The organism is Sphingomonas aerophila (genome assembly GCF_014199305.1).
In the GTDB taxonomy this organism is placed as follows: domain Bacteria; phylum Pseudomonadota; class Alphaproteobacteria; order Sphingomonadales; family Sphingomonadaceae; genus Sphingomonas; species Sphingomonas aerophila.
Genome location: NZ_JACIJK010000006.1, coordinates 1 through 12951, shown reverse-complemented (window position 1 = coordinate 12951; position 12951 = coordinate 1). Strand labels below are relative to the sequence as shown.

The 12951-nt window shown below is 62.8% G+C and carries 14 protein-coding genes and 1 pseudogene; 7 read left to right on the top strand and 8 right to left on the bottom strand.

Features of this window, described 5'->3' with window-relative positions; all coding sequences use genetic code 11:
• Positions 1–4 precede the first annotated feature (4 nt).
• Positions 5–640 (bottom strand): RdgB/HAM1 family non-canonical purine NTP pyrophosphatase, encoded by a 636-nt coding sequence (gene rdgB / locus FHS94_RS10020; RefSeq protein ID WP_184057389.1) that lies wholly within the window; start codon positions 638–640, stop codon positions 5–7.
• Positions 637–1362, bottom strand: coding sequence for a ribonuclease PH (gene rph / locus FHS94_RS10015; protein ID WP_184057387.1), 726 nt, complete (start codon positions 1360–1362; stop codon positions 637–639). Before rph ends, rdgB begins: the two co-directional genes overlap by 4 nt.
• A gap of 79 nt (positions 1363–1441) precedes the next feature.
• On the opposite strand from rph, the gene FHS94_RS10010 reads away from it, so the two are divergent.
• From FHS94_RS10010 to trhO, 6 genes are read left to right on the top strand one after another with little or no spacing between them, the layout of a single operon-like run.
• A complete protein-coding gene (locus tag FHS94_RS10010; RefSeq protein WP_184057385.1) occupies positions 1442–1930 on the top strand; it encodes a DUF6438 domain-containing protein in 489 nt (162 codons plus the stop codon).
• A gap of 21 nt (positions 1931–1951) precedes the next feature.
• Entirely contained in the window at positions 1952–3010 is a 1059-nt protein-coding gene (gene hrcA, locus FHS94_RS10005) for a heat-inducible transcriptional repressor HrcA (protein ID WP_184057383.1), read from the top strand.
• Positions 3007–3567 (top strand): nucleotide exchange factor GrpE, encoded by a 561-nt coding sequence (gene grpE / locus FHS94_RS10000; RefSeq protein WP_184057381.1) that lies wholly within the window; start codon positions 3007–3009, stop codon positions 3565–3567. Before hrcA ends, grpE begins: the two co-directional genes overlap by 4 nt.
• 10 nt (positions 3568–3577) lie before the next feature.
• Positions 3578–3721, top strand: a complete 144-nt coding sequence (locus FHS94_RS09995) for a hypothetical protein (protein WP_184057379.1) — start codon at positions 3578–3580, stop codon at positions 3719–3721.
• Positions 3722–3768: 47 nt separating this feature from the next.
• Complete coding sequence (locus FHS94_RS09990; protein ID WP_184057377.1) at positions 3769–4995, top strand: threonine synthase; 1227 nt, start codon at positions 3769–3771, stop codon at positions 4993–4995.
• Positions 4992–5891, top strand: coding sequence for an oxygen-dependent tRNA uridine(34) hydroxylase TrhO (gene trhO / locus FHS94_RS09985; RefSeq protein ID WP_184057375.1), 900 nt, complete (start codon positions 4992–4994; stop codon positions 5889–5891). Before FHS94_RS09990 ends, trhO begins: the two co-directional genes overlap by 4 nt.
• A gap of 19 nt (positions 5892–5910) precedes the next feature.
• On the opposite strand, the gene FHS94_RS09980 is transcribed toward trhO, so the two are convergent.
• The 4 genes and pseudogenes from FHS94_RS09980 to FHS94_RS09965 form a co-directional block, all read right to left on the bottom strand.
• Positions 5911–6933: an acyltransferase family protein gene (locus FHS94_RS09980; RefSeq protein ID WP_184057373.1), complete on the bottom strand. Its 1023-nt coding sequence runs from the start codon at positions 6931–6933 to the stop codon at positions 5911–5913.
• 49 nt (positions 6934–6982) lie between these two features.
• Positions 6983–7204, bottom strand: a pseudogene (locus FHS94_RS19405) (vgr related protein); the annotation flags it as partial.
• A 44-nt stretch (positions 7205–7248) separates the two neighbouring features.
• Entirely contained in the window at positions 7249–7719 is a 471-nt protein-coding gene (locus FHS94_RS09970; RefSeq protein ID WP_343055233.1) for a vgr related protein, read from the bottom strand.
• A 149-nt stretch (positions 7720–7868) separates the two neighbouring features.
• Positions 7869–8060 (bottom strand): DUF6771 family protein, encoded by a 192-nt coding sequence (locus FHS94_RS09965; protein WP_184057366.1) that lies wholly within the window; start codon positions 8058–8060, stop codon positions 7869–7871.
• Between the two features lie 118 nt (positions 8061–8178).
• On the opposite strand from FHS94_RS09965, the gene FHS94_RS09960 reads away from it, so the two are divergent.
• Positions 8179–8772, top strand: a complete 594-nt coding sequence (locus FHS94_RS09960) for a PEP-CTERM sorting domain-containing protein (protein WP_184057364.1) — start codon at positions 8179–8181, stop codon at positions 8770–8772.
• A 43-nt stretch (positions 8773–8815) separates the two neighbouring features.
• Here the strand turns inward: FHS94_RS09960 and FHS94_RS09955 are convergent, their stop codons facing one another.
• A complete protein-coding gene (locus tag FHS94_RS09955; RefSeq protein WP_221234700.1) occupies positions 8816–12223 on the bottom strand; it encodes a hypothetical protein in 3408 nt (1135 codons plus the stop codon).
• Positions 12224–12356: 133 nt separating this feature from the next.
• Positions 12357–12710 carry a hypothetical protein gene (locus FHS94_RS09950; protein WP_221234699.1) on the bottom strand — a complete coding sequence of 118 codons (354 nt, stop codon included), beginning with the start codon at positions 12708–12710 and terminating at the stop codon, positions 12357–12359.
• Positions 12711–12951: the final 241 nt, after the last annotated feature.

The window sequence follows — 12951 nt, the reverse complement described above, 5'->3', positions numbered from 1 at the left end:
CCGGTCAGAATACGGCTGCCACCATTTGCCGGAAGGCATCGGCGCGGTGACTGATCGCATGCTTTTCGGCAGGGTCGAGTTCGGCATAGCTCCGGTCGTGGCCAGTCGGCACGAAGACGGGATCATAGCCAAAACCCACCGTGCCGCGCGGCGGCCAGGTCAGCGTGCCCTCGGCGCGGCCTTCGAACCACTCGACATGGCCGTCCGGCCAGGCGAGCGCGAGGACGCAGACGAAGTGCGCGTCACGGCTGACGTCTGGGCCCTTGGCGTTCAGCGCATCCTCGACCTTGCGCATCGCAAGATCCCAGTCGCGGCCCGACGGCGTTTCAGCCCAGTTGGCGGTGTAAACGCCCGGGTCACCGTTCAGCGCTTCGACGCACAGCCCCGAGTCGTCGGCGAGGGCAGGCAGGCCGGACAGGTCGGCGGCGCTACGAGCCTTTAGCTCGGCGTTCATCACGAAGGTGGTGCCGGTTTCTTCCGGCTCGGGCAGGTCGAGCGCGGCGGCCGACACGGTTTCGATGCCGTACGGCTCAAGCAGGGCGGCAATCTCCTTCACCTTGCCCGGATTGTGGCTGGCAATCACCAGCTTGCCGGGGCCGAGCTTGCGCACCGCTTGCGGGCCGGGGAACTCCAGGCTCATTGGGCCGCCCCGGCGACGGCGCGATCCTGTGCCGCGAAGATTTCGGCGCAACCCATGCGCGCCAGGCGCAGGAGGCGGAGCAACCCTTCCTCGTCATAGGTCGCGCCTTCGGCAGTCGCCTGCACTTCGGCAAAGGTGCCGTTCTGCAACATCACGAAGTTGCCATCCGCGTGGGCGGAGGAGTCCTCGGGATAGTCTAGGTCGAGCACCGGCGTGCCCTCGTAGATGCCGCAAGACACGGCCGCGACCTTTTGCGTCAGCGGGTCGGTCGTGAGCTTGCCGTCCCGCAGCAAGGCGTTGATCGCGAGGCGCAGGGCAACCCACGCGCCTGAGATCGAAGCGGTGCGGGTGCCGCCGTCCGCCTGGATGACGTCGCAATCGAGAGTGATCTGGCGTTCGCCCAGCGCCTTGAGGTCGGTGACCGCGCGAAGCGAGCGGCCGATCAGGCGCTGGATTTCCTGTGTGCGGCCGGACTGCTTGCCCTTCGCGGCCTCACGGCTGCTGCGGGTGTGGGTGGCGCGGGGCAGCATGCCATATTCGGCCGTAACCCAGCCCTCACCCTTGCCGCGAAGGAAGGGGGGCACGCGCTCTTCGATGCTGGCAGTCACCAGCACCTTGGTTTCGCCGAAGCCGATCAACACCGACCCTTCTGCATGGCGGGTGAAGTTCGGTTCGATGGTGATCGCACGCATCTGGTCGGGGGCGCGGCCGCTGGGGCGCATAAACGTATCTCCTGTTCAGCTTTGCGCCACTAGACGGGCGTGAACTGGCGCGCCAGTGGTGAGCGAAGGGAGTGCGATGATGCGGTGGTTGGTGATTGGAGCGGCGGCGCTGGCCCTGGCGGGATGCGCGCACGGACGCGACCAGGTCGGCGCTGAAACCATCAGCTATTCGACGGAGCGCTGCTTTGGGAGCTGCCCCGTTTACACTGTGACGGTCGGCCCGGATGGCCAGGGCATCTTTGACGGGCAGATGTTCACGACGACGCGGGGCAAACAGCGCTTTCAGGCGACGCCCGAACAGGTTCGCGCCTTTGCCGCCGCATTGGCCTCCGCGCGGCCCACGAGGGACCGGGTGATCGAGCCCGGTTCGCCAGGCTGCGCCAATGCGCCAACGGACATGCCGAGCGTCAATGTTCGCTGGCAAGGAACGCAGGGTGCACGGTCGCTGCGCTTTTATCGAGGCTGCGCAAGGGAGAACCAGGCGATTGCCGAAGCCTTGGCCGCTGCACCCGCGACGCTGCCGATTGCGGCTCTCATTGGTGACCGATCCGGCTTTTCGGGGCGCTAGGCGCGTCCTAGATTGCCCAGCATGGCTCACTTGCCGATCGCTGATCTGAACGACCGGGCGCGCGACATCTTTCGCGCGGTGGTTGACGCTTATCTGATCAGCGGCGCGCCGGTGGGATCACGCACGATCGCGCAACAGGCGGGCCTGAGCCTGTCGCCCGCTTCCATTCGGGGCGTCATGCAGGAATTGGAGGAGCGCGGCCTCCTCGCGGCACCGCACACCAGCGCCGGCCGAATGCCGACCGAGCGAGGGCTGCGGTTGTTCGTCGATGGGATGATGCAGGTGGCCGAGCCATCGGCGGAGGAGCGTGCTGCAATTGAGGCGCGGGCCAGCAGCGGTGGCCCGGTCGAGGAAGCATTGGCGACCACGGCGGCGGCGCTGTCGGGCTTGTCCGCTTGCGCCGGGCTGGTGCTGGTGCCCAAGCGTGAGATGCGATTGCGCTCGATCGGGTTCGTCTCGCTGTCCCCTGCCCAGGCGCTGGCGGTGCTCGTCAGCGAGGATGGCGCGGTAGAGAATCGGGTCGTGGCGCTGCCCGAAGGCATGGGACCGTCCGCTTTGGTGGAAGCGGGCAATTACCTGTCGGCGACGCTTGCCGGACTGACCCTGTCCGAAGCGAAGCAACGACTGGAGCGCGAACTGGCCGATGGGCGCGCCGCGATGGATGGCGCGGCGCGGGCACTGGTCGAGCGGGGCCTGGCCGTGTGGAGCGAGGATGGCGAGCGGCGCCCGGTGCTGATCGTGCGCGGGCAGGGGCGGCTGGTCGATGCCGCGGCGCTGGCCGACCTGGAACGAGTGCAAGCACTGCTGGACGATCTGGATGGCAAGCAGGAGATCGCAAGCCTGCTCGATTCAGCCAGAGCGGGTGATGCAACGCGCATTTTCATCGGTGCGGAGAACAAGCTGTTCGCTTTGTCGGGATCTTCCGTGATCGCACGACCGTTTCGTGGGCAGGATGGGCGCGTGCTGGGCGTGGTCGGCGTGATCGGACCGACTCGGTTGAACTATGCCCGGGTCGTGCCCATGGTGGATTTTACCGCGGCAACGCTTGCCCGATTGATGGGGCTACAGGGACAAACATGACCGATACCACTGCGACGACCGAGACCGAGGACCTGCGCGCCGAGACGGCGGACGCATCGCCCGAGCTGGCCGAGCACGACGCCGCCCAGGCTCGCATCGCCGAGCTGGAGGCCCAGCTTGCCGAAGCCAAGCAGGGCGTTCTTTATGCACGTGCCGAGACGGAAAATCTGCGCCGTCGTGCCGAGCGCGAGGCGGCCGACGCGCGCGCCTATGCGGCGACGAACTTTGCCCGCGACGTTTTGTCGGTCGCCGACAACCTGTCGCGCGGGCTGGCTGCGATCCCGGCGGATCTGCGCGAAGACGAAAAGATGAAGGGCCTGGTGACGGGCCTGGAGGCGACCGGCCGTGAGCTCGACAATGTGTTCACCCGCAACGGCATCACCCGCATCCAGGCGATGGGCGCGACACTGGACCCCAACAAGCACCAGGCGATGATGGAAGTGCCGAGCGCTGATGTTGAGCCGGGCACAGTGGTGACGGAGATGCAGGCCGGCTACATGATCAAGGACCGCCTGCTGCGCCCGGCGTTGGTGGGAGTGGCGAAGAAGCCGGACTAGGGCGCTGGTGATGGGCGAGGTACTCGGCGCGTTGCTGGAGTACTTCGCCGTCTCACTGCCGTCAGGGCAAGAAGGTCGTAAGCTGACGGCCATCTGGCTCTCTGCCCTTGCCCTGACGATCAGCGTCGCAATCGGATTTATTCTCTCGCGCTAAGGTTAGCTCCTGTTGTGGAGCAACGTGCAGCGACTTAACCGGCAGGCATGAACCAGAACCTCGTCACCGACCGACCGACGTTTGTCACGCACCTGGAATGTTCGATTTCTGGCGAGCGCTACGAGGCGGATACGCTTCAAGGCTTGTCGCGCGCCGGGCGGCCCTTGCTGGTGCGCTATGACCTGGACGCGGTGAAGGCCAACCTGTCACGGCGCATGCTGGAAGCGCGCCCGACCGACATGTGGCGCTGGCGCGAGTTGCTGCCGGTCCGTGGCACGGAGAATATCGTCTCGCTGGGCGAGATTGAAACGCCCCTGATCCCGATCCCGAAAGCGGCGGGCGCGCCCAACGTGCTCGTGAAAGATGAAGGCCGCCTGCCGACCGGCAGCTTCAAGGCGCGCGGGCTGGTGATGGCGGTGGCCATGGCCAAGGAACTGGGTGTCAAGCGGATCGCCATGCCGACCAATGGTAATGCGGGCGCGGCGCTGGCCGCCTATGCCAGCCGGGTCGGGATCGAGACGATCGTGTTCTGCCCGGAGGACACGCCCGAAGTGAACGTGCGCGAGATCGCGATGCAGGGCGCGCGCGTCTGGCGGGTCAACGGCCTGATCGACGATTGCGGCGCGATCGTGGGTGAGGGCGCGAAGCAGGGGCGCTGGTTCGACTTCTCGACCCTCAAGGAGCCGTATCGGATCGAGGGCAAGAAGACGATGGGACTGGAGTTGGCGGCGCAGCTTGGCTGGACGCTGCCGGACGCAATCTTTTATCCCACGGGCGGCGGCACCGGCCTGATCGGCATGTGGAAGGCATTCGATGAGTTGGAGAAGCTTGGCTGGATCGGGCCCGAACGGCCGCGCATGTATGCGGTGCAGGCGTCGGGATGTGCGCCGATCGTGCGCGCGTTCGAAGCGGGCGAAGAACATGCCGAGCGCTGGGAGGATGCGCACACGATCGCCGCGGGCATTCGCGTCCCAAGGGCCGTGGGTGACTTCCTGATCCTGCGTGCCGTGCGGGAAAGCGGTGGCAAGGCGGTGGGCGTCGGCGATCCGGCCATCCTGAAGGCGGTGGATGATTGCGCCAGGAAGGACGGGTTGCTGCTGTGCCCAGAGGGCGGCGCTACCCTGGCCGCATACAGGGAGGCCGTCCGGACCGGCGAGGTGGACGAGGATGAACGCGTCGTGCTGTTCAATTGCGCAACCGGTCTGAAATACCCGATGCCCGAAGCGCCGCAGTTGCTCGACCGACACCAGACGATCGACTTCGACGCGCTATGACGACCATTCGGGTGGCCGCCCTGTACCAGTTTGCGCGCTTCGAGAATCCGGCCGCCCTGCGCGGGCCGCTGCTGGAATTGTGCGAGGCGGGCGGGGTGAAGGGTACGCTGCTGCTCGCGCAGGAGGGGATCAACGGCACGATTGCGGGCAGCCCCGAGGCGATCGAGGCGGTGCTGGCGCTTGTTCGGACATTCCCCGGCTGCGAGGCGCCATCAGTCAAGTTCGCGGATGCCGCGCTGATGCCGTTCGGGCGCATGAAGGTGCGGCTGAAGCGAGAGATCGTCACGATGGGCGTGGAGGGGATCGACCCGCTCCATACGGTCGGGACCTATGTCGCGCCCGAGGACTGGAACGCGCTGGTCGACGATCCGGACATCGTGGTGATCGACACGCGCAATGACTACGAGGTCGCGATCGGCAGCTTTGCCGGGGCGGTCGACCCCGAGACGCCAAGCTTTCGCGACTTCCCTCGCTGGTTCCGCGAGAACCGCGAGTCTCTGCTCGCGGGTAAGCGCCGGGTCGCTATGTTCTGCACGGGCGGCATTCGCTGTGAAAAGGCGACGGCGTTCCTGAAGCAGGAGGGCGTCGAGGACGTGTTTCACCTTCAAGGCGGCATCCTGAGATACCTGGAAACGGTGCCCGAAGCCGAGAGCCGGTGGCAGGGTGAGTGCTTCGTGTTCGACGAGCGGGTCGCGGTCGTGCATGGCCTGGAGCCGGGCACCCATCGCCTGTGCCGCGCTTGCCAACACCCTTTGTCGCCCGACGATCTATCGTCGCCTTTGTTTCAGGAAGGCGTCAGCTGCGCTGCCTGCCACGACCAGCGGAGCGACGAGCAGCGGGCAGGCTATGCCGAACGGCATCGTCAGAAGCAGCTTGCCGAAGCGAGGGGAGGCTAGGCTGTAAGCCGCCGAGAGTTCAGGCGAGCGCGACCTTTGCAGGACGGTTGCCAACGCGGAAACCGGCCCCGCGGCCAAGGTGCATCAGGTAGTCGAGACCGGTCGCCAGCAGCGCACCCGTGACCAGCGCCGCGGCTGAGGCCTCGTTCGGCCCCCATCCTGCGGCGGATAGTCGATAGATAACGGAATAGCCGATAGCGCCGTGCAGCAGGTAGAACGGGTAGGAGATCCGCCCCATCCACAGCAGGACCGGGTGGTCCAGCGCACGAAGGCGGTTGCAGGCGAGCAGTAGAAACAGCGGCACCATGGCGGCGAACAACCAATGGGCGTGGACCGGGTCGAGCAGCCACACGGTGGCGGCGCACGTGGCCAGGATAGGGATTTGTTCGGATAGGCTCCGGTGCCCCGCCCAGATGCGATAGGCGATCAGCCCGACGGCAAAATAGGGAGCATGCTGGACCATCAGAAAATGCTCGATTCCGACCGGCAGTACTGGGCAGGCCCACAGGAGCCACTTGAGTGCCAGCCAGATGAGCACCACCGTTTCGATCTCCCGGGTCCAGCCGACCCGCCATACCAGTGCCATCGCCGCGTAGAAAACGATCTCCACGTTCAGCGACCAATATACCCCGTCGACCATGCCAACCCCCGTCCACATCTGCAGGAGCGGCAGGTTCGCGATCCAGGTAGCGAGATCGACGCGAAGCCAGGGCGGCCCGAGCAACGCCGTGACGCTGGCCGTAACAAGCATCGCCAGCCAGTACTCGGGGAAGATCCGCGCGGCCCTGGCCCGGACAAACGCACGAAGGTCGGAGATGCGGTCGAGTGAGCCCAGGATGACAAAACCTGAGATCGCGAAAAATACCTGGACGCCGTAGCAGCCCCACCAGATCGGGACGCTGCCGCGATGAGCGCCCGGCAACATGAACGGTACGAAATAGGTCAGGTGGTACAAGCCCACGGCCAGTGCGGAGAGACCGCGTAGTGCATCGAGTTCAGGCAGGCGTGCGCTCAGGCGTATCGTGTCTGGCGTGGCGCTCATCAACCGGCAGGTAGCACGTCCGGTTTAGCAAAGCGTTCACGCCCGACGCTTACCGCATGTTGAACGGAAGCAAAGACCGGTAGCTATGGAGCGGCGGCGCGCCGATCACGATCTGACCTGCACGCAGCAAAAAGGCGTGGCGAACGATCTCGGCCTGCTGCTCCAAGCCATAGCGGGCGAAGGGCTGGCCGGGCTTGATTGCGTAGTCGTACCGGCACCAGGGATGACGGGCGAGGGGAAGATAGACGCCGCGCTGGTGCTGCCAGATGTGCACCCTGTATTTGCGCAAACGCAACGAATTAAAAACGCGTAATCTCAGCGGAATACGCTCAAGATGCTGTCGTAGAGACCAAGCGAGGGCGCCCCTGGCACGGTGTATCCTTCGCGCAGCAGGTAAGCATGGCGCACGATCTCAGCTTGCTGTTCAAGCCCATACTGCTGAAATCGCCAGCCGGGTTTGATGGTGTAGCTGTAGCGACAGAAGGGGTGTCTAGCGAGTGGAAGGTACACTCCACGTTGCGTCTGCCAGACATGGCAGAGCTCGTGAATGAACAGCCCCCGCGTACCCAGTCCGCCGTGACTGAAATCCTCGGTCCAAAGCGGACTATCGGGGTGAAGGTGTATGTGACCGCTTGGAGCCATGGCGACGTGTCGCGGCTGGAAGAACGCCCACTTCTTGCGGCGGACTTCCACTGCGTCGAGGTTGATGCTGTCCCGGTAGACAGATCGAGCGAGCCGCTTCTCGCCCTCGGTCAGCTTTCGTCTCGTGCCCTTCGCCGTACCCACACTCGTACTCGTACTCGTATTCATTCCGCCTCCAAGGTGGGCGAGAATGGGTCAGCACGGGGCTTGTTCCGGTCAATTCAGGATGGAGGGCCTAAAACAGACAGAATGATGGGCAGCTTGCGACCAGTGCCGTGTTGGCCGGCGCCACGTCAGAGTGGCAGCGCCATCTGGCGGGCGTCGTACGTTCCCTGCGAGCCCTCCAGAACGCCCATGATCGTCTGCGCAAGTTCTGCTGCCGCAGCTTCACGCAGGCGCTCAGATGGAGCCGTAAGCCCCACGCGAGCCCAGGCCGGGGCATTGAGGAGGCAGTGGGCGAAGCTGGAGGAATCGGGCGTGGTCATGTCGCCTTGTTCTCCATACGTTCCGATTTGTCGAGAGTTCTTCTGACGAGCGGGCGATCCTAGTTGACACGTTATTAACCTAGTCTAGCTTCGCCCTGAACTTAGCAGGGGAAAGTAGATGAAGGGGTACGTACTTGCCGCCATTTTGGCGGTTACACCAACCGTGGCCAACGCCGAAAATGTAGTCCTTAAGTTCAATGGTGTGTTCGGCGACGATGCCGAAGGTCTGTATCAGCCGGGCGAGAAGTTCTACGGCACTCTAAGCTACGAGCGCGAGTACAACGACGACGTTGAGGGCCTACTGGGCGGCTGGGGTATGGTCGATGTTTTCTTTGAAGACGGAACAAGCGCTGGCGACAACGTCAACTATATTAGCGGCAACACGAACACAGGATCGTTTAGCTTTACCACAAGTCGGTCCGTTCCAATTATCAGCATCTTTGCTGACGCGAAGGGCAACGAGCCTCACTACCTGCCCACATTTCAGCAACTGTTCGGGACTAAGGGCGGCTTGAGCATCTACAACGCGCGCTACGACCCATACTCGGACGAAACTCTGACTGGAAGCGGCAGCGGCACTCTCACCTTTGCTCCGATGGCTGCGCCTGTGCCCGAGCCCGCTACCTGGGCTTCGATGATCGCTGGACTCAGCTTGGCCGGTGGTGTCGCTGGCTACCGCCGTCGGCGCAAGACCAAGGTCACATTTGCTTGATCGACCATGGCCGTCCGGATCGTCTGGACGGCCATGTACCTCTTTAGAGCACGCCCATGTCGATGAGGTAACGGTGTATTGGTGCCTCAAAGATCGGCAGGTTCGTATCGTTGATTGCCGAGCCCATGAACGCGAATCCAATCTGACGAGACGCTGGAGTGGCCGACGTACCCAGCAAGCAGAACGCTGAGTTTGGTACGGGCGAACTTGAACTGTTGACGAAGGTCGTAGCGGTTTGTGAACCCGCCTTGTAAAGGCCCTTCAACGGCGAAGCGGACTGACGACGCGCAACCATCATCGTTATTGCGGTTGTGGCAGGGCCGGTCAGGTTACTTCCCGAACCAGCGACGTCGTTGACTCGCATTGAGTACTGGTTGCTCGCATTGCGCGGCACGATGAATGCCGTACCCGACGTACCACCGCTATCAAAGCCAATAGCCTGACCAACTTCTTGTTCGTCACTCACTGGGTAGATGGCCAGTGTTGCGCTGGTCTGGGCGTACTTGAGACCCGTTGCCGCAGACGGGATTAGGCTGCTGCGAAGATAGCTACCTGCCACGCCATTGGTCTTGAGGGCGTAGCCCGTCTTCCCGGTCACCTGCTGCGCAGTCACACTGCCCAGAATGCTCATATTGTAAACGTCGCCGACCAAATTCAGCGACATGGCCTGTGTGTTAGGGGTCAGCCATGCGGGTACATAGATGGCGTCAGCCTGTGCCCAGATGCCGTCATCAACGTAGCAAGCGATCAGTGCGTCGAGCGCCTTCATCTCCGTAGCGGAGGGCTGAACTTGTAGTCGGGCAGCGAACGCCTGCGTTTCAGGTCGCGGCTGAAACGGGTATGTGAGATTACCAGCGTCCGAGCGGGCGAAGATACGAGCGTTGCCCGAAGTTGCGTTGAGGCCACCGCCGCTGCCGCCGCCCGGAATGACGTTTTCACCCCAGAGCACTCGAACTGAACCGTCACTGTGCTTAACGCTGGTGACGCGATCCAGGCCCAGGTAGTAACCAGCATTCGCGATGGTGACCTTGCTGCCCCATGTGCCAGCTGGTCCTGTGCGGCTCACGTAGGCGATGTCTCCACCGCGATTGTAACCGCGAGCATCTTCAGCGCAGAAGTACATGTCCACGCGGCTGTTTGGCATGGGAACGTAGTTGAACACGTCATAGCGCTGCTTGACTACCGCACCCGTGTTGATCGGAGCGCCAAGCACCGTCGAACCTGCGGGTAGGACCCTTTCCATTACTGGAGTGGTGATCTGAGTATCCAGACTGCCACTGGCGGACTCCGAATAGGCAATCTGGTAATTGCCAGCGCTATCGAAGGTATGAGCGGGCACGTTGCCGTAAAGACTATTCTCGAAATGCTGCGTGACACGAACGGACGAACGGGCCGTGGCCAGCGGCATTGGCGAGCTTGTGCTTCGCGAGAAAGCACCTGTGATGTCCCTCAGAACTCCTGCTGCGGTATCGTGGTCAAAGCAGTAAGCGTCCTGGCGGTAGTTGTCGCCGGAGTCCGCGAACGTACAAGCGTGACGGATGACCGCATCGTTGCCCGATTGCGAAATCACCAACGGCTGTACCGCATAGACGCGGCTATCGGCACCGAAGTCCATGAGGATAGTGATAGCCGAAGGCCAAACGACTGATCCGTCCGTCTGAATGTCGCCGGCCAACAGGCCAAAAAGGAACCTGTTGGTCGAGTTCTTCTGGCAGCGTAGGTACAAGTACAGCTTGGTTCCGATGGCAATTGGATGGGGGTAGGCCAGGCCGTCATAACCGTAAGTAGAGGGCGTGAGTCCCGGCTGGACAGTCCACGAGGTGAAGTCACCAGCAGCACTCATCGCTACCTGAAGCTGGCTGTTATTCACGTGTGCGCCACCAAAGCTGTAGGCTCGGCGATTGTCCGCAATATCAAGGGCAGGGACGCCGTGATCGTCGTCAACGATCTGCGCATCAAACATCCGACAACCAGCGGACCACGTCTTAGTCGCGGGATCGAAAATGCGGACTTTAGAGACGCGCTTCTGTAGCGGTCCGTCCCATGCTTCGTAGGTCGCTAGGGTTCTGCCACTGACGCGGTCGCGGATAGCGCTCGGGCTAGTCGCACCTGCGTACCAAGGAGCCGAAGCAATATCCTGGGAGAAAAAGTCTACGGTCGCAGCGCTCGCCTGTGCGGGATTGACCGTGATGGAGATTGCGGAGGCTCGACCGGAGTTGGTCGCGTCGCTGCCACTTTCGATTAGGTTGGCGCTGATAACGTCGTTGGCGTTGCTGACAGTCAGACCAACAAGCAGCTGGGTGCCATCCGAGGACACGGATAGGCGTGGATCGCTGACAGTGATGGTCGAACCAATGGTCTTGCCGCTGATCGTTCCTATGACTGTTCCGGCCGCCGCGCCTTGCGTGAACGCCTGGGGCGAGACGCCAAGCTGCCCGTACGTGTAGGTTGGAGGGGTGGCGGGAGCGGCAGCAACCGAGGAAGTAGAAGCGCTCGTCGCGGTAGCATTGCCTGCGCTGTTGCTGGCAGTGACACGCACCTGAATGGTCGTGCCAACGTCTGCGGCAACGAGGGTGTAGGTGGACGAAGTAGCGCCGCTGATTGCCGTGCCGTTGCGGAGCCATGCGTAAGCGTAGCTGGGCGAGGTGCCGGACCATGTGCCCGGCGACGCGGTGAGAACCTGCCCCTGCTGAGCAGTGCCGCTGATACTTGGTGCGACCGTGTTAGCGGGCGCGACAACAAGCGCCGACACTGAACCAGTCGCTGCGCTGATTGCCGTCGCATTGCCCGCGCTATTGGATGCCGTGACCCTAACGGAAACGGCCGTGCCCACATCTGCGGCCACGAGCGTGTAAGTCTGAGAGGTCGCTCCGGTGATCGCCGTGCCATTGCGAAGCCACTGGTACGCATAGGTGGGCGATGTGCCCGACCAGGAGCCACTCAAAGCGGAGAGTGTCTGGCCCTGCTGGGGAGTGCCCGTGATCGTCGGAGCAGAAGTGTTGGACGGTGCGACCGGGAAGATGTTGGGCGCTGGCCCGTAGGTAATCTGGTATTCTGCGTCTTTGTCGTTTGTTGCGTCGTTTAGCCGCTTGATCGTGAGCATGTGCCGAGAGATCGGCCCCGTATTGAGGCTAACGATCGATGGATGCGACGGGATTACCGTCAGCTTCCCCGAAGCAAGCGTTTCCTTGGTGTCCTCGGCTAGACGCTCGGCGATCTCGAAGTTCAGGGTGCCGGCAGACTTGATCCTCGTCGTAAAGGAGCCGTTCTGCTTCCACTCCATGTAATGCGGAGTGGTATCCGTGTGGACAGTAGCTTCTAGCTTCTCGTCGATGTTACGGGCGGTGTCCCACGCACCAAGCGTGAACGCACGTCCGGTCAAGTCTTCTGAGATGCCCTGCTGGTCGGCGAGGATCTTTCGCACATGAACCGGCTCGCCTGCCGAAACCATGAACTGAGTGAGTTTGCTGTCTGTTTTTAGCGGCATCCGGTATTTACCAGACGCCGCATTCTATGCCGCTTAGGCAGTAGCCCTTGCTGGGCTAGACTGCCCCATCACGTTCTGAACTGTCCGCCCTACTTCATTACTTGATTGTCGAGATTTGGAAGGGGCGAGCGGCCGGGATAGCGACTTGCTCCGCCTTCGTTACTGGCCAGGCAAACATGTCGTCGGAGCAGGTATAGTGGGGAGTTTCGATCTGCGCCGCTGCTGCCGAGCGGGCCGTCGTGCGTTCGAAGCGGCGAGCGTCTTGTCGTTGGAACATGCGAGCGGTGCGCTGGATGTAAGCCGCACCGTCGAGCAGTTCGCCTCGTTCAAACCCGGTCAGTGAAGTGGCATGGATGTTGACGATGTGGGTTGCTGCGAGCGCGCCCTCAACCAGCCCGTAGACGCTCAACTCGGTCGCGATACAGCTTGCGATGCGGCTATATTGGGACACACCCAACGGGGCGGAAAACGGGACTACGAGCGTGATCGTGTTGAGGGTCTGCGCTCGGTTCTCGGTCGTGATGAACAGGTGTGCGTAGCCCAGCTTGAGTGCTGCCTCGCGCAGTTCGGAGAACCGCTCGTGATGGTAGTCGAGTACTAGGGTCAGGACCCATTGATGTGAGAGGCGCGATCTGATTCAGGCTCTGTGAGGAGAGCGTGGATGAGCGACCTGTACTGGCTGACGGATGAGC